At 67.1% G+C, this 16,193-nt stretch carries 11 protein-coding genes; 9 read left to right on the forward strand and 2 right to left on the reverse strand.

The window, feature by feature from the left end:
- Window positions 1-67: 67 nt before the first annotated feature.
- Entirely contained in the window at window positions 68-2,665 is a 2,598-nt protein-coding gene (locus tag ACKI2N_RS08660; protein ID WP_420993806.1) for a PAS domain S-box protein, read from the reverse strand.
- A gap of 397 nt (window positions 2,666-3,062) precedes the next feature.
- Here ACKI2N_RS08660 and aceE point away from each other — a divergent pair, with 397 nt between their 5' ends.
- The 4 genes from aceE (at window position 3,063) to lpdA (ending at window position 10,101) form a co-directional block, all read left to right on the forward strand.
- Window positions 3,063-5,750, forward strand: a complete 2,688-nt coding sequence (aceE, locus tag ACKI2N_RS08665) for a pyruvate dehydrogenase (acetyl-transferring), homodimeric type (protein WP_420993807.1) — start codon at window positions 3,063-3,065, stop codon at window positions 5,748-5,750.
- 163 nt (window positions 5,751-5,913) lie between these two features.
- A complete protein-coding gene (aceF, locus tag ACKI2N_RS08670; RefSeq protein ID WP_426990752.1) occupies window positions 5,914-7,578 on the forward strand; it encodes a dihydrolipoyllysine-residue acetyltransferase in 1,665 nt (554 codons plus the stop codon).
- Between the two features lie 89 nt (window positions 7,579-7,667).
- Window positions 7,668-8,285: an MFS transporter gene (locus tag ACKI2N_RS08675; RefSeq protein WP_420993810.1), complete on the forward strand. Its 618-nt coding sequence runs from the start codon at window positions 7,668-7,670 to the stop codon at window positions 8,283-8,285.
- Window positions 8,286-8,313: 28 nt separating this feature from the next.
- Window positions 8,314-10,101 (forward strand): dihydrolipoyl dehydrogenase, encoded by a 1,788-nt coding sequence (lpdA, locus tag ACKI2N_RS08680; protein ID WP_420993811.1) that lies wholly within the window; start codon window positions 8,314-8,316, stop codon window positions 10,099-10,101.
- 411 nt (window positions 10,102-10,512) lie between these two features.
- Here lpdA and phaP1 read toward each other — a convergent pair whose 3' ends face one another.
- Window positions 10,513-11,091 carry a TIGR01841 family phasin PhaP1 gene (gene phaP1, locus ACKI2N_RS08685; protein WP_420993812.1) on the reverse strand — a complete coding sequence of 193 codons (579 nt, stop codon included), beginning with the start codon at window positions 11,089-11,091 and terminating at the stop codon, window positions 10,513-10,515.
- Window positions 11,092-11,527: 436 nt separating this feature from the next.
- On the opposite strand from phaP1, the gene ACKI2N_RS08690 reads away from it, so the two are divergent.
- From ACKI2N_RS08690 to pbpG, 5 genes are all read left to right on the forward strand, one after another.
- The gene (locus ACKI2N_RS08690) at window positions 11,528-12,475 is read left to right on the forward strand and encodes a histone deacetylase (RefSeq protein ID WP_420993813.1); all 948 of its coding nucleotides are present in this window, start codon (window positions 11,528-11,530) and stop codon (window positions 12,473-12,475) included.
- Entirely contained in the window at window positions 12,472-13,377 is a 906-nt protein-coding gene (locus ACKI2N_RS08695) for a DMT family transporter (RefSeq protein ID WP_420993814.1), read from the forward strand. The genes ACKI2N_RS08690 and ACKI2N_RS08695 overlap by 4 nt, the downstream gene beginning before the upstream one ends.
- A gap of 20 nt (window positions 13,378-13,397) precedes the next feature.
- Window positions 13,398-13,844 carry an acyl-CoA thioesterase gene (locus tag ACKI2N_RS08700; RefSeq protein WP_420993815.1) on the forward strand — a complete coding sequence of 149 codons (447 nt, stop codon included), beginning with the start codon at window positions 13,398-13,400 and terminating at the stop codon, window positions 13,842-13,844.
- Window positions 13,845-13,868: 24 nt separating this feature from the next.
- Complete coding sequence (locus ACKI2N_RS08705) at window positions 13,869-14,570, forward strand: nitroreductase (RefSeq protein ID WP_420993816.1); 702 nt, start codon at window positions 13,869-13,871, stop codon at window positions 14,568-14,570.
- Window positions 14,571-14,880: 310 nt separating this feature from the next.
- On the forward strand, window positions 14,881-16,077 hold the full coding sequence (pbpG, locus tag ACKI2N_RS08710; protein WP_420993817.1) for a D-alanyl-D-alanine endopeptidase: 1,197 nt from the start codon (window positions 14,881-14,883) through the stop codon (window positions 16,075-16,077).
- Window positions 16,078-16,193: the final 116 nt, after the last annotated feature.

A 16,193-nucleotide genomic window follows, 5' to 3' on the forward strand; every position in this document is an offset into this window, starting at 1 on the left:
CATCGAAATCATTTGCCGCCAAGTGTAACCGGCCCGGGCGGCTAGCAACAGGGGGCGCCGCCGGCCGCTATTGCTCGGCCAGCGCGGGCTGCAGCGGCAGCATGATCTTGAAGGTGCAGCCAATGCCGTCGGCATTGTTCTCCACCCACAGCCGCCCCTGGTGGGATTCGATGATGGAGCGGCAGATGTTCAGTCCCATGCCCATGCCGTCCGACTTGGTGCTGAAGAACGGCTCGAACAGCCGTTCCTTGGTGGCCTCGTCCACGCCCGGGCCCTGGTCGATCACGTCGATGCGCATGATCTGCCCGAACTCGCCGGGCTCCACGCGCGCATGCAGGCGCACCACGCCGGCCGAGCGCATGTCGGGCAGGCCGGCCATCGCCTCGACCGCGTTCTTGAGCAGGTTGACCAGCACCTGCTCGATCAGCACCGGGTCCACGTACAGCAGCAGCGGCGGCGCCGGCAGGCGGGTCAGGATGGTCACGCGGCGGCGCGTGGCTTCCAGGTCGGCCAGGCCCACGGCATCGGCCACGATGTCGTGCAGCGCCGCCTCGCGCCGCTGCGGCTGGCTGCGCTTCACGAAGCCGCGGATGCGGCTGATGATGGTGCCGGCGCGCACCGCCTGGGCCGAGGTCTTTTCCAGGATCGGGATCAGGTCCTCGGCGTTGCTGCGCCCGGAATTGAGCCGCGCCACGGCGCCCATGCAGTAATTGTTGATGGCGGCCAGCGGCTGGTTGAGCTCGTGCGCCAGCGAGGAAGCCATCTCGCCCATGGTGGTGAGGCGGCTGGTGAACTGCAGGCGCTCTTCGTGCTGGCGCGTCATTTCCTCGGCCGCCTTGCGCACCGTGATGTCGGTGGCGATCTGCATCTGCGCCAGGTGGCCGTCCACCCACTGGATGTAGCGGCGGCGCACTTCGAACCACTTCTGCATGTCCGGCACGAAGACCTCGCGCGCGTCCGACGAATAGGGCATCAGCTCCGAGGCCGGCAGGCCGGCATAGGCGTCGATGAAGTCGGTGGCGTCGCTCGACACCTGTTCCTTGTCGACCTCGCCGCCGGCCAGCTTCAGGTGGCCCTCGGCTTCCCAGCCGAACAGCTGGCGGTAGTAGCGGTTGGCGAACAGCAGCTCGGGCTTGTCGGTGGCCAGCACCGACACCGCGGCATCCAGGCTTTCCAGCACCGTGGTGAAGCGGTCGTGCGCGGCGGCCAGTTCCTCGCGGGCGCGCTTGGGCTCGGTGATGTCCGTCATCGAGCTCATCCAGCCGGTATGGCGGCCGCGGCTGTCCACCAGCGGCGACACGTACATGCGGGCGTGGAAGCTGCTGCCGTCGCGGCGCATGACGCGCATCTCGTAGCCGCCGGCCGGCGACTTGCCCTGCAGCGTGAGATCGATCTGCTTCTGCATTTCCGGCTGGTCGTTGGGCGGCCAGTAGGGGAACGGCGGCATGCGCCCGACCAGGTCGGCATCCTGCCAGCCCGTCATGCGGCAGAACGCCGGGTTGACGTAGGTGATGCGCCCGTTCAGGTCGAGCGCGCGCAGCCCGATCAGCATGGAGTTTTCCATGGCGCGCCGGAACGAGGTCTCGGCCAGCAGCGCGCGTTGCGCCTCGGAGCGGCGGCTGGTATGGCGCCACATGCTCCACAGGCTCCACAGCAGGAAGCACGACAGCCCCACCACCAGCCACAGCAGCATGTTGTTGGGCAGGTTGGAGGCGGGCGGGTAGGCGTCGGCGCGCAGCGACAGCGAATGGCCGGGCGGGTCGAGCAGCACCTCGTAGGACAGCGCGTTGCCCGGCACCGGCCGCAGCGAGGTGCTGGCGCGGATCTGGTTGTTCTTGTCGATCAGCGAAAAGCGGTAGCGCTCGGTCAGCTCGGGCGGCAGCAGGTGGGTGAGGATGCCGTTGATCGAATACAGCGCGCCCAGCGTGCCGAGGAATTCGTTGTCGCGCACGATCGGCACTTCCATCAGCATGAAGCTGTCGCCGCGGTCGTTGACCAGCGGGCGCGAGTACACCACGCGCTGGGTCTCGCGCGCGGCGTCGAAGGTATCGAGCACCTCGGGCTCGAGCGGCTGGTCCTGGGTCTCGCGCAGCCGGTTGGCGAACTCCGAGGTGGAGGGCAGCGACCAGCGCCCGCGATGGGTGGCGTCGAGCCAGTTGACGAAAACGATCTCGGGGTTCTCGCGCAGGATTTCCTGGGCCGCGGTGCGGTAGGCGCCCTGGTCGAGCTGGGCGGCGGCGATGTCGCGCGCCAGCGAGGCCATCTGGTCCTGGTTGCTCAGCAGGGACAGGCGCACGCGCTGCTGGGCCCAGGCGGCGTCGCGGTAGAGCGCGTCGCGCTGCTGCTGGCGCTCGGTCTCGTGCAGCGACCACAGGATCACGCCCATCGCCACCGTAAACAGCACGATCGCCACCAGCGGGATGAACATGAACCAGCTGGTTGCCACCAGGTTGCGCCAGCGCAGCCACCACAGGCCGCGCGGCGGCCCGCTCACGGCAGGCTGCTCGTCGGCATGGCCGAGCGATTCGAGCGGCGGGAGCGGCGTGAGCGGGCCGGGAGGCGGGGCCAGGGTGGAGTCGCCGCTGGCCGCCTTGGCGGTGCCGGAAGCGGAGGGCGGCACGATGGCGGTGCGCAGGCGGGACAGGAAATCGTTGAGGGAAGGCATGGCGGGATTGACGACTGACCGGCCAGTGTAGCGGGATTGCCGCGCTGCGTCGCTTGGGGTAAGCGCCAATGCGGCACTGCGTCATTCCTGCCGTGGGCGCGCACCGCCGCGGCCCTTCAGCAGCAAGGGTTCGCGCCGGCTTGTGATGCGCCGCCGCAATATTCCGCATTATGAGAAACCATATCGCAATTTGAAAATTTGGCTTGTCTTGCCCTATCTGCTTCCATAGAATCGGTCCGACCGAAAAGCGCGGACGGCGGGGCTGCGCCTGCTGCAGGCGAGCAATGCCTGGCAAGGTTTTCGCAGGCTCCGCGCCGTACCGTAGTCACCCGTCAGGACGGGGTTCCCACGACAACAATCCGGGAGCGCCGCGGCATGCATTCACCAGGAGACAGTCATGTCAGCTGTACCAGAGCAGATCCTCGGCGCCAGCAGCGCCAACGACGCCGATCCCCAGGAAACCCACGAATGGCTCGCCGCCCTGCAGGGCGTGCTGGCCGCCGAAGGCACCGAGCGCGCTGCCTTCCTGATCGACAAGCAGATCGAATACGCACGCGTGAACGGCGTCACCCAGCCGTTCCACGCCGAGACGCAGTACATCAACACCATCCCGGTCGAGCAGCAGGCCCGCATCCCCGGCGACCAGGACGTCGAGCACCGCATCCGCTCGTACACGCGCTGGAACGCCATGGCGATGGTGCTGCGCGCCAACAAGCATACAAACGTCGGCGGCCATATCTCGTCGTTCGCTTCGGCGGCCACGCTGTACGACGTGGGCTACAACCACTTCTGGCACGCCCCCTCCGAGAACCACGGCGGCGACCTCGTGTTCGTGCAGGGCCATTCGGCTCCGGGCGTGTATTCGCGCGCCTTCCTGCTCGGCCGCCTGACCACCGACCAGCTCGACAACTTCCGCCAGGAAGTGGACGGCAAGGGCATCTCGTCCTACCCGCACCCGTGGCTGATGCCGGACTTCTGGCAGTTCCCGACCGTGTCGATGGGCCTGGGCCCGATCATGGCGATCTACCAGGCCCGCTTCATGAAGTACCTGGACAGCCGCGGCCTGGCCAAGGCCGGCGACCGCAAGGTGTGGGCCTTCCTCGGCGACGGCGAGACCGACGAGCCGGAATCGCTCGGCGCGATCGGCATGGCCGGGCGCGAGAAGCTCGACAACCTGGTCTTCGTCATCAACTGCAACCTGCAGCGCCTGGACGGCCCGGTGCGCGGCAACGGCAAGATCATCCAGGAGCTGGAATCCGAATTCCGCGGCTCCGGCTGGAACGTCATCAAGGTGGTGTGGGGCAGCCGCTGGGATTCGCTGCTGGCGCGCGACACCAAGGGCCTGCTGATGAAGCGCATGATGGAATGCGTGGACGGCGAGTACCAGACCTTCAAGGCCAAGGACGGCGCCTACGTGCGCGAGTTCTTCTTCAACACGCCGGAACTCAAGGCGATGGTGGCCGACTGGTCCGACGACGACATCTGGCGCCTGAACCGCGGCGGCCACGATCCGCACAAGATCTACGCTGCCTACAAGGCCGCCAGCGAGCACAAGGGCCAGCCCACGCTGATCCTGGCCAAGACCATCAAGGGCTATGGCATGGGCGACGCCGGCCAGGCCATGAACGTGGCCCACCAGCAGAAGAAGATGCCGGTGGAAGCCATCCGCGCGTTCCGCGACCAGTTCAACATTCCCGTCACCGACGACAAGATCGAGGACGTGCCTTACCTCACCTTCGAGGAAGGCTCCAAGGAACTGGAATACATGCGCGCGCGCCGCATGGAGCTGGGCGGCTACCTGCCGGCCCGCCGCCTCAAGGCCGCGCCGCTGCAGATCCCCGAGCTGTCCGCGTTCGACGCGCTGCTCAAGGCCACCGGCGAAGGCCGCGAAGTGTCCACCACCATGGCCTTCGTGCGGATCCTGAACACCCTGCTCAAGGACAAGCAGATCGGCAAGCACGTGGTGCCCATCGTGCCGGACGAGTCGCGCACCTTCGGCATGGAAGGCCTGTTCCGCCAGGTCGGCATCTGGAACCAGGAAGGCCAGAAGTACGTGCCGCAGGACCATGACCAGCTGATGTTCTACAAGGAATCGCAGACTGGCCAGGTGCTGCAGGAAGGCATCAACGAAGCCGGCGCCATGTGCGACTGGATCGCCGCCGCCACGTCGTACTCGACGCACGGCGTGCAGATGATCCCGTTCTACATCTATTACTCGATGTTCGGCATCCAGCGCATCGGCGACCTGTGCTGGGCCGCGGCCGACATGCGCTCGCGCGGCTTCCTGCTGGGCGGCACCTCGGGCCGCACCACGCTCAACGGCGAAGGCCTGCAGCACGAAGACGGCCATTCGCACGTGTTCCACGCCGCCATCCCGAACTGCATCTCGTACGACCCGACCTTCCAGTACGAACTGGCGGTGGTGATGCAGGACGGCATGCGCCGCATGTATGTGGAGCAGGAAGACGTCTATTACTACCTGACGGTGATGAACGAGAACTACGAGCATCCGGAAATGCCGGCTGGCGTAGAGCGCGACATCGTCAAGGGCATGTACCAGTTCCGCAAGGGCGTGGAGAACAGCAACGCGCCGCGCGTGCAGCTGCTGGGCTCGGGCACGATCTTCCGCGAAGTCATCGCCGCGGCCGAGCTGCTCAAGAAGGACTGGGGCGTGGAGTCGGACCTGTGGAGCTGCCCGAGCTTCACCGAGCTGGCCCGCGAAGGCCACGACGCCGAGCGCTTCAACCTGCTGCACCCGACCGAGACGCCGCGCGAGTCGTTCGTCGCGCAGAAGCTCAAGGGCGTGCGCGGCCCGGTGATCGCCTCGACCGACTACATCCGCGCGTTCGCCGAGCAGATCCGTCCGTTCGTGCCGCGCCGCTACGTGGTGCTGGGCACCGACGGCTTCGGCCGCTCGGATACCCGCGAGAAGCTGCGCCACTTCTTCGAGGTGGACCGTCACTGGGTGACGCTGGCGGCACTGAAGGCGCTGGCCGACGAAGGCGCGATCGGCCGCGACAAGGTGGCCGAAGCCATCAAGAAGTACAACCTCGACCCCAGCAAGCCGAACCCGATGTCGGTCTAAGCCGGCTGACTGCACGAAACCCCCGCAGGAGCGGCAGCCGTGCCGGGGCGCCCGGGCTTGAAGCCCGGCGCCTTGCGGCGCGGCGGCGTGACAGATCCAGGCGGTGAGGGTAACCTCGCCGCTGGTGCTTGCCGTGCCCGCCGTCTTGCCCAGGAGACACTGAATGAGTCAAGCGATTGAAATCAAGGTGCCGGATATCGGCGATTACGACGCCGTTCCCGTCATCGAAGTGCATGTAAAACCGGGCGACACCATCCAGGCGGAAGACGCCCTGGTGACCCTGGAATCGGACAAGGCGACGATGGACGTGCCGTCGCCGCAAGGCGGCACCGTCAAGGAAGTCAAGATCAAGGTCGGCGACAACGTGTCCGAAGGCGCCGTGCTGGTGATGCTGGAACCGGCCGGCCAGGCCGCCGCCGCGCCTGCTCCGGCCGCCCCGGCGCCGGCTCCCGCGGCCGCCGCGCCCGCGCCGGCCGCCGCACCGGCACCGGCACCGGCCAGCGCACCCGCCCCCGCGGCTGCCGCTGCCGGCCCCATCGAAGTCAAGGTGCCGGACATCGGCGACTACGACTCCGTGCCCGTCATCGAAGTCCATGTCCGGCCCGGCGACACCATCAGCGCCGAAGACGCGCTGGTCACGCTGGAGTCCGACAAGGCCACCATGGACGTGCCTTCGCCCGCCGCCGGCGTGGTCAAGGAAGTCAAGGTCAAGATCGGCGACAACGTGTCCGAAGGCACGCTGATCCTGATCCTCGAAAGCGCGGCCGCCGCGCCCGCCGCCAGCGCCCCCGTGTCCGCACCGGCCGCCGCGCCCGCGCCGGCAGCAGCGGCTGCCGCTGCGCCGGCCCCGGCTCCGCAGGCCGCGCCGGCTCCGGCCGCCGCGCCGTCCGCCGGCGTGACCGGCGCCGCCGCCCACGCCAGCCCCTCGGTGCGCAAGTTCGCGCGCGAGCTGGGCGTGGACGTGTCGCGCGTGCCGGGTACCGGCCCCAAGGGCCGCATCACCCAGGATGACGTGCAGCGCTTCGTCAAGGGCGTGATGAGCGGTCAGGCCGCCGCGCCCGCGCAAGCCGCGGCCGCGCCGGCCGGCGGCGCGGGCCTGAACCTGCTGCCGTGGCCGAAGGTCGATTTCACCCGCTTCGGCGAGATCGACAGCAAGCCGCTGTCGCGCATCAAGAAGATCTCGGGTGCCAACCTGCACCGCAACTGGGTCATGATCCCGCACGTCACCAACAATGACGAGGCGGACATCACCGAGCTGGAAGCGTTCCGCGTGCAGCTCAACAAGGAAAACGAGAAGTCGGGCGTCAAGGTCACCATGCTGGCCTTCATCATCAAGGCCGCCGTGGCGGCGCTGAAGAAATTCCCGAACTTCAACACCTCGCTCGACGGCGACAACCTGGTCTACAAGAAGTACTTCAACATCGGCTTCGCCGCCGATACGCCGAACGGCCTGGTCGTGCCGGTGCTGAAGGACGCGGACAAGAAGGGCGTGCTCGAGATCAGCCAGGAAATGGGCGAGCTCGCCAAGGCCGCGCGCGACGGCAAGCTCAAGCCGGACCAGATGCAGGGCGGCTGCTTCTCGATCTCGTCGCTGGGCGGCATCGGCGGCACGCACTTCACGCCGATCATCAACGCGCCGGAAGTGGCCATCATGGGTGCGAGCAAGTCGTACATGAAGCCGGTCTGGGACGGCAAGCAGTTCGTGCCGCGCCTGACGCTGCCGCTGTCGCTGTCGTACGACCACCGCGTCATCGACGGCGCCGAGGCGGCGCGCTTCAACGCGTACCTCGGCCAGCTGCTGGCGGACTTCCGCCGCATCATCCTTTAAGGCGGACAGCGCGTGCGCGGCTTGCCGCGCGCGCCTGTCGCCGGCGCGGGCGCCGTCCGCCGGCAGGCCCCCAACAGGAAGCGAGATCCATGACCACCTGCGTCGTCGTCAAGAAGGCCGGTGAAGTGGCGATTGCCGCCGATGCGCTGGTGACGTTCGGCGACACGCGGCTCACGCGTGCCTACGAGCGCAACCAGAAGGTGTTCCCGGTGGGCGAGAGCTTCGTCGCGCTGGCCGGGACCACCGCGCATTTCCCGGTCATGCGCAGCCTGCTGGCCGGGCTGGGCGAGGACTGCCGGCTGGGCTCGCGCGACGACGTCTTCCGGACCTTCCTCAAGGTGCATGAAAAGCTCAAGAACGAGTATTTCATCAACACCAAGGAAGACGAGGACGATCCCTACGAGTCGTCGCAGATCGTCTGCCTGATCGCCAATCCGGCGGGCATCTTCGGCGTCTATTCGTATCGCGAGGTGTTCTCGTTCGACCGCTTCTGGGGCATCGGCTCGGGGCGCAACTACGCGCTCGGCGCCATGCACGCGGTGTTCGACCGGCCCGGGCTGGGCGCGGCCGACATCGCCCGCATCGGCGTGGACGCGGGCGTGGAGTTCGACAAGAGTTCGGCGGGGCCGGTCGAAGTGCAGGTGGTGCAATTGCGCGACATGCCCGGCGACGGGGCAACCAATAACGACGGCGCGGCCCGCATCTGAGGCGGGACGCGTTTTTGAGGAGCAAAGCATGAGTGTGATCGAAGTCCAGGTGCCGGATATCGGCGATTTCGACGCGGTGGAAGTCATCGAGGTGCTGGTCAAGGCCGGCGATACGATCGAGGTGGAGCAGTCGCTGATCGTGCTCGAGTCCGACAAGGCCAGCATGGACGTGCCCGCGTCGGCCGCCGGCAAGGTGGTCGAGGTGCGCGTGAAGGTGGGCGACAAGGTCGCCAAGGGCGCCGTGATCTGCACGGTCGAGAGCGAAGCGGCCGCCAGGCCGGCTGCCCCCGCGCCGGCTCCGGCCGCCGCGCCCGCCGCCGCTGCGGCCCCGGCAGCGGCTCCGGCAGCGGCTCCCGCCGCCGCCACGCATGCCGGCAGCGCCGACATCACCTGCGAGATGCTGGTGCTGGGCTCGGGCCCCGGCGGTTATTCGGCCGCCTTCCGCAGCGCCGACCTCGGCATGAACACCGTGCTGGTCGAGCGCTACGGCACCCTCGGCGGGGTCTGCCTGAACGTGGGCTGCATCCCGTCCAAGGCGCTGCTGCACAACGCCGCCGTGATCGACGAAGCCAAGGCGCTGGCCGCCCACGGCATCCTGTTCGGCGAAGCCAAGATCGACCTCGACGGCCTGCGCCACTACAAGGACACGGTGGTGGGCAAGCTCACCGGCGGCCTGGCCGGCATGGCCAAGACCCGCAAGGTGCAGGTGGTGCGCGGCATCGGCAGCTTCCTCGACCCGCATCACCTGGAGGTGCAGGAAACCGAAGGCGACGGCAAGGCCACCACCGGCAAGAAGACCGTGATCCGCTTCGAGAAGGCGGTGATCGCGGCCGGCAGCCAGGCGGTCAAGCTGCCGTTCATCCCCGAGGACCCGCGCATCGTCGATTCCACCGGCGCGCTGGAGCTGCCCGAGGTGCCGAACAAGATGCTGGTCATCGGCGGCGGCATCATCGGGCTGGAAATGGCCACCGTGTACAGCACGCTGGGCGCGAGCATCGACGTGGTGGAAATGCTCGACGGCCTGATGCAGGGCGCCGACCGCGATCTCGTCAAGGTCTGGGACAAGATGAACAAGCAGCGCTTCGGCAAGGTCATGCTCAAGACCAAGACCGTCGGCGTGGAAGCCAGGCCGGACGGCATCTACGTCCGGTTCGAAGGCGAGCAGGCGCCGGCCGAGCCGCAGCGCTACGACCTCGTGCTGGTGTCGGTGGGCCGCGTGCCCAACGGCAAGAAGATCGGCGCCGAGAAGGCCGGCGTGGCCGTGACGGAGCGCGGCTTCATCGACGTCGACAAGCAGATGCGCACCAACGTGCCGCACATCTTCGCCATCGGCGACATCGTGGGCCAGCCCATGCTGGCGCACAAGGCGGTGCACGAGGCGCACGTCGCCGCCGAGGCCGCGCATGGCGAGAAGGCTTACTTCGACGTCAAGCAGATCCCGTCGGTGGCCTACACCGATCCGGAGGTGGCCTGGGCCGGCGTGACCGAAGACCAGTGCAAGGCACAGGGCATCAAGTACGGCAAGAGCGTGTTCCCGTGGGCCGCCTCGGGCCGCGCCATCGCCAACGGCCGCGACGAGGGCTTCACCAAGCTGATCTTCGACGAGCAAACCCACCGCATCATCGGCGGCGGCATCGTCGGCACGCATGCCGGCGACCTGATCAGCGAAGTGTGCCTGGCGATCGAGATGGGCGCCGACGCGGTGGACATCGGCAAGACCATCCATCCGCACCCGACGCTGGGCGAGTCGATCGGCATGGCGGCCGAGATCTACGAAGGCGTCTGCACGGACGTCCCGCCGCCGCGCAAGCGCTGAAGCGCGGCTGCGCAGGACCAGGAAGGCCCGCCGCTCATGGCGGGCCTTTTTTATCGTCAATTCGCAATTAACGGCCAGATTTTTGGACCCGGTCGCCATGCGCGGCTGCGCCGCGTGGAAAGGCCGGCAAGGATGCGGGGGAGTGGCGAGGCGAGGGAGGGGACTCGAACCCCTGGACGGCCCCGGGCGGTTTTTCCGCTGCCTGCCGCCGCGGGATGCTCCAAAAAAAACCCGGCGCATGGCCGGGTATTAACGGTATTGGAATACGAGAAACCGGATACCGAGGAGACATCGATAGAGGGCAGGGGCTTGTCGATCCCGCTTGCCTTCGTTGGCAAAACGCGCCGGTATGTGCCATGCGCGCTTTGCCAACGAACCGGCCGGAGCCGGTCCGTCTACCGTGCGTGCTGCTTAGGCGGCGGTAGTGGCCTTCTTGGTCGCGGTGCGAGCCGTGGCGCTGGCTTGCTGGGCGGCCTTGGTGGCGGCCGAGGCGGCTGCCTGGAAGTTGCTTTCGGCGATTTCGACGGCCTGCTTGGTGGCCTTCTGGACCGACTCGTAGGCGTTGTTCGCGGCGCTGATCGCGGACTTCACGATGGCCACGGTCGATTCGGAACCGGCCGGGGCGTTCTTGGCGAAGTTCTCGACCAGGGCTTGCACCTTCTTCGAGTTCTCGGCCAGTTGGGCTTCGGCGACCTTGGTGAATTCCGACTGGGTTTCCGAGGCGATTTCGTACAGGTGGCGGCTGTAGGCCAGGGTCTTTTCGGCGACCGGCTGGACCAGCGAAGCCTGGATGGCCAGGAATTCCTGGGGATCCTTGGCGGACAGCGCCTTCTTGGCGTTGTCGACGTTTTCCGCGAAAGTCGCCTTGACCACTTGCAGGTTCAGCTCGACCAGCTTTTCAACGCCTTCGAATGCCTTGGTGGTCAGGCCGAAGATGGTTTCCAGATTGGCTTTTTGCGCTGCAGCGACTTGTTCCGGGGTGAAGTTCATGCGAGTCTCCAATGATGAAGTTCAAGATCATGCAAAATTAGGCCGCCCAGATGTCAAAGCCATGACGAATAACGGTCTCTCGTCAGCCAGCCCCAGGCGTAGGGGGTTGCAGGTACGTTCCGATTGCTTGGCAACTTCGGATGGTGCGCCGCAACAATTCCAATTGTAGGGGAAAGAAAAAGGCTGTCAAGGTCTTCTTGTGCAATGCACAAATAAATCGCCTTGAAGTCCGTGCGCGGCGCCCGGCGGGGGAGCGAGAGCGGTGGATGCCGCACCCCAATGTCGGCGCTGCGGCGTGGCTTGCGGAGGCGTTCCGCCGCTGCAGGCCGCGGCGGCGCCAGTACGCCGTCGGCGGCGCAGTGCTACCATCGCGGTCTGCCGGAAGCCCGGCTTCACCGGGCGCAACCGGCCGCCCGACGCCGGTTTCCCGTTTCCCATGCTTGCCTTCTACGCCGATCATTTCGTCCTGCCGCTGCCCGAGGGCCACCGCTTCCCGATGCGCAAGTACAGCATGCTGCGGGAAGCGGTCGAGCGCGACGTGGCGGGGCTGACGCTGGCCGAGGCGCCCCGCGCCGGCGACGATTCCCTGCTGCTGGCGCATACCCGGGAATATGTCGACAGCGTGTCGCGCGGGCAGCTCGACCCGGCGCGCCAGCGCGAGATCGGCTTCCCGTGGTCGGAGGCCATGGTGGAGCGCTCGCGGCGTTCGGCCGGCGCCACCATCGCAGCCTGCCGCGCCGCATTGCGCGAGGGCATTGCCGTCAACCTGGCCGGCGGCACGCATCACGCCTATGCGGACAAGGGCGGCGGTTTCTGCGTGTTCAACGACGCCGCCATCGCGGCCCGCCAGCTGCGCCGCGACGGCCTGGCCGGGCGCGTGGCGGTGGTGGACCTCGATGTGCACCAGGGCAACGGCACCGCCTCCATCCTGCGCGGCGATCCCTTCGTCTTCACGCTGTCGCTGCATGGCGAGAAGAACTATCCCTTCCGCAAGGAGGCCAGCGACCTCGACGTCGGCCTGCCCGACGGCTGCGGCGACGAAGCCTATGCGCGGGCGCTGCGGGACGCACTCGATACGCTGTTCAGCCGCTTTGCCCCCGACCTGATCATCTACCTCGCCGGCGCGGACCCACACGAGGGCGACCGTCTCGGCCGCCTCAAGCTGACGCTGGCCGGCCTGGCGCGCCGCGACAGCCTGGTGTTCGACGCGGCCTTGCAGCGGGGCCTGCCGGTGGCCGTGGCGATGGCCGGCGGCTATGGCAACCAGATCGAAGATACCGTTGCCGTGCATGCCCAGACCATCGCGCTGGCGGCGCAGTATCACGCACGTCATGCCGCATGCCGGCATGCGGCAGCCGGCATGGCGGAGGCCGCCGCCCGATGAGCGCCGGCAGCCAGGCCGGCACGCTGCGCGGCGCCTTGTGGGTGGTGGCCATGCCGTGGCTGTTCGTCGTCATCTGGAGCACGGGTTTCATCGTGGCGAAATACGGCATGCCGCACGCGGAACCCATGACCTTCCTGTTCCTGCGCTTTGCCGGCGTGCTGGTGCTGATGGTGCCGTTCGTGGCCTTGGCGCGGGTCCCGCTGCCGCGGCGCGGCGGCGCCACCGACTGGCGCATGGTCGGGCATATCGCGCTGGCGGGCCTGTTCCTGCAGGCGGGCTACCTGGGCGGCGTATGGGCCGCGGTCAAGCTGGGCATGCCGGCCGGCGTGTCGGCGCTGATCGTCGGCATGCAGCCGGTCCTGACCGCGGTGGCGGCCGCGCGCATGGGCGAGACCATCCGCCGGCGGCAGTGGCTGGGGCTGCTGCTCGGCCTGGCCGGCGTCGGGCTGGTGGTGGCCAACAAGCTCACCACGGCCGGCCTGTCGGTGCCGAGCCTGCTGCTCGCCGCGGGTGCGCTGTTCTCGATCACGTTCGGCACGCTTTACCAGAAGCGCTATTGCCCGGTGTTCGACCTGCGCATGGGCTCGGTGATCCAGTTCGCCGCGGCCGCGCTGGCCTGCCTGCCATTCATGTTCCTGGCCGAGACCCGCCACGTCGAGTGGACCGCCGAGATGGTCGGCGCGCTGGCCTGGTCGGTGGTGGCGCTGTCGATCGGCGCCATCTCGCTGCTTTTCCTGTTGATCCGCGAAGGCGCGGCCACCAAGGTGTCGAGCCTGATGTACCTCACGCCGCCCACCACGGCCGCCATGGCGTGGCTGCTGTTCGGCGAGAGCTTCCCGCCGCTGGCGGCCTTCGGCATGGTCCTTGCCGCAGGCGGCGTGGCCCTGGTGATGCGCCGCTGAACCTACTTTCCCAGCCACCGATGAAACCGACCGCCGACACGCGCAGCGCCTACCGCCACTTCCAGCCCATCACCACGCGCTGGATGGACAACGATGTCTATGGCCATGTCAACAACGTCATCTACTACAGTTATTTCGATACCGTCGTGAACACCTACCTGATCCGTCAGGGCGTGCTCGACCTCGAGGCCGGCGAGACCATCGGGCTGGTGATCGAGACGCAGTGCAACTACTTTTCCGCGCTGAGTTTTCCCGACACGGTGGTGGCGGGGCTGCGCGTGGCGCGGCTTGGCAATTCCAGCGTGCGCTACGAGGTGGGGCTGTTCCGCAACGACGAAGAGATTGCCGCGGCACAGGGGCATTTCGTGCACGTCTACGTGGACCGCGCCACGCGCCGCCCGGTACCGCTGCCGGCCGCGCTGCGCAATGCCCTGCAAGCCCTGGTGCACGAAGCGCCGGGGCAGTGAGACGAAGAACAGAAGGATAAACGTATGGACTCGCAGCAAAGACGGGACGCCACGGTGGTCGACCAGGCCATCATCACGCGGCGCTCGGTGCGCGCTTTTCTCGATACGCCGGTGCCGCGCGAAACGGTCAGCGAGATCCTGGCCGTGGCCAGCCGCGCGCCGTCCGGCACCAACGTGCAGCCGTGGCGGGTCTACGTGCTGACCGGCGAGGCCAAGCTGAAACTGTCGGCCGACGTGCTGGCCGCCTATGACGATCCGCAGCGCGACAGCAAGTACCGCGAGGAATATCCGTACTACCCGCGCGAGTGGGTGCCGCCCTATATCGACCGCCGGCGCAAGGTGGGCTGGGATCTCTACGGCCTGCTGCAGATCAGCCGCGAGGACAAGGCGCGCATGCACGCGCAGCATTCGCGCAATTTCACCTTCTTCGACGCGCCGGTGGGAATGATATTCACCATCGACCGCATCCTGGAACAGGGGAGCTGGCTCGACTACGGCATGTTCCTGCAGAGCATCATGGTGGCGGCGCGGGCGCGCGGGCTGGATACCTGCCCGCAGGCCGCGTTCACGCAGTTCCATGCGGTGATTTCCCGGCACCTGCGCCTGACGGAAGATGAAATGGTGGTGTGCGGGATGGCGCTTGGCCATGCCGATCCGGCGGCCATAGAGAATACCCTTAGTACGGAGCGTGAACCGGTAAGCGAGTTCGCGCGTTTCCTTTCCTGAGGCGCGGCTGGAAGGTGGCCGGGCGCACTGTCGGAGCGTCCTGCCGGCTTGAATATCTGCGTACTTGCCGTGGCCGCGCGAGCGGCCCGCGCGAGGCGCGCACCGTGTGGCACCGGTAGTGCCGTGCGGTGGAATTACCACAGTCCGAGTCGGCCGGGCAGCACGTGTTGTGTGATGTCTGACCCGCTTTTTCCGTAATGTGGAATTGTTTGCAAATCGAACTTTAAAGAGCCTTCGTAAGTCTTTAATCTTGCTAACAATTTCTTTTTTTCCTAAACTGGCGCCATCCTAGCTGCGCGCTGAATGAATCATGTTCCGGTCTGATTCCTCCCTATTCTCCAGATTCTTCGGCTCTGTCCCTTTGACTTCGGTTGCGGCTTCGGTGCTGCTGACCGTCTCCATGCTGGCCGTCCCCACGGCCGATGCCGCCACCAAGGCGGAAACGACAAAGTCCACCAAAAAGTCGGCAAAAGTCTCGAAATCCGAGAAAAAGTCGGCAACCTCATCTAAATCCGTTGCCGCCGAGCGTGTTGCCACGCGCAAGGTCGTCGTGCTGAAGAACGGCAGGCGTCAGGTGATCGCACAACGGCAGGCGGCGCCGGTGCGCGCGGCGTTCACGCCGGCCAAGCCGTCGCTGGGCGAGGCGCTCGGCCTGCGCAACACCGAGGACGCGCTGGCGCTGCGCTCCAGCGTGGCGCTGGTGATGGACCAGAACACCAACGAGGTGCTGTTCCAGAAGAATTCGGCGGCGGTCCTGCCGATCGCCTCCATCACCAAGCTGATGACGGCGCTGGTGGTGATGGACTCGCACCTGCCGATGGACGAGATCCTCACCATCAGCGAAGACGACCGCGACAACGAAAAGCACAGCAGCTCGCGCCTGCGTTTCGGCACGCAGCTCAGCCGCCAGGAACTGCTGCTGCTGGCGCTGATGTCGTCCGAGAACCGCGCGGCCTCCGTGCTTGGCCGCAGCTACCCGGGCGGACTGCCGGCCTTCGTGCAGGCGATGAACCGCAAGGCGCGCGAGCTGGGCATGAACGACAGCCACTTCGTCGATTCCAGCGGCCTGTCGAGCGGCAATGTCTCGAGCGCCGGGGATCTGGTGCGCCTGGTCAACGCGGCCTACCGCAATCCCACCATCCGCGAGTTTTCCACGCAGACCGAGCATGAAGTCAACGTGCTCGGACGCACCCAGCACTACGTCAGCACCAACCGGCTGGTGCGCGGCGGCAACTGGGAAATCGGCCTGCAGAAGACCGGCTTCATTTCCGAGGCTGGCCAGTGCCTGGTGATGCAGGCGCGCGTGAACGGCCGCAATGTGGTGATGGTGTTCCTGGATTCGGTGGGCAAGCTGTCGCGCTTTGCCGACGCCACCCGCGTGAAGGACTGGCTGGAACACTCGCCGTCCGCGCCGGCACACCCGTTCCCGGCCTCGCCCAACCTGACGCAGGGGCCCGCCAACAGCCCCCAGGCCGTGCTGGCCGCCCAGCAGGCGCGTGGCATCTGATGCCCGCACCGGAATGACGGCATGACGGGCTGAGCCATGCAAGGTGCCGGCCCGCCCGCCGTCCGCTCAAGTCCGCAACGAAAAAACGCGCCGATGGCGCGTTTTTTTATCCTGTC

The organism is Cupriavidus sp. 30B13, from assembly GCF_049059565.2.
Lineage (GTDB): Bacteria > Pseudomonadota > Gammaproteobacteria > Burkholderiales > Burkholderiaceae > Cupriavidus.

Coding starts and splice junctions, on each gene's coding strand:
- ACKI2N_RS08660 (WP_420993806.1), bottom strand. CDS start 2,665: ATGCCTTCCCTCAACGATTTCCTGTCCCGCCTGCGCACCGCCATCGTG.
- aceE (WP_420993807.1), top strand. CDS start 3,063: ATGTCAGCTGTACCAGAGCAGATCCTCGGCGCCAGCAGCGCCAACGAC.
- aceF (WP_426990752.1), top strand. CDS start 5,914: ATGAGTCAAGCGATTGAAATCAAGGTGCCGGATATCGGCGATTACGAC.
- ACKI2N_RS08675 (WP_420993810.1), top strand. CDS start 7,668: ATGACCACCTGCGTCGTCGTCAAGAAGGCCGGTGAAGTGGCGATTGCC.
- lpdA (WP_420993811.1), top strand. CDS start 8,314: ATGAGTGTGATCGAAGTCCAGGTGCCGGATATCGGCGATTTCGACGCG.
- phaP1 (WP_420993812.1), bottom strand. CDS start 11,091: ATGAACTTCACCCCGGAACAAGTCGCTGCAGCGCAAAAAGCCAATCTG.
- ACKI2N_RS08690 (WP_420993813.1), top strand. CDS start 11,528: ATGCTTGCCTTCTACGCCGATCATTTCGTCCTGCCGCTGCCCGAGGGC.
- ACKI2N_RS08695 (WP_420993814.1), top strand. CDS start 12,472: ATGAGCGCCGGCAGCCAGGCCGGCACGCTGCGCGGCGCCTTGTGGGTG.
- ACKI2N_RS08700 (WP_420993815.1), top strand. CDS start 13,398: ATGAAACCGACCGCCGACACGCGCAGCGCCTACCGCCACTTCCAGCCC.
- ACKI2N_RS08705 (WP_420993816.1), top strand. CDS start 13,869: ATGGACTCGCAGCAAAGACGGGACGCCACGGTGGTCGACCAGGCCATC.
- pbpG (WP_420993817.1), top strand. CDS start 14,881: ATGTTCCGGTCTGATTCCTCCCTATTCTCCAGATTCTTCGGCTCTGTC.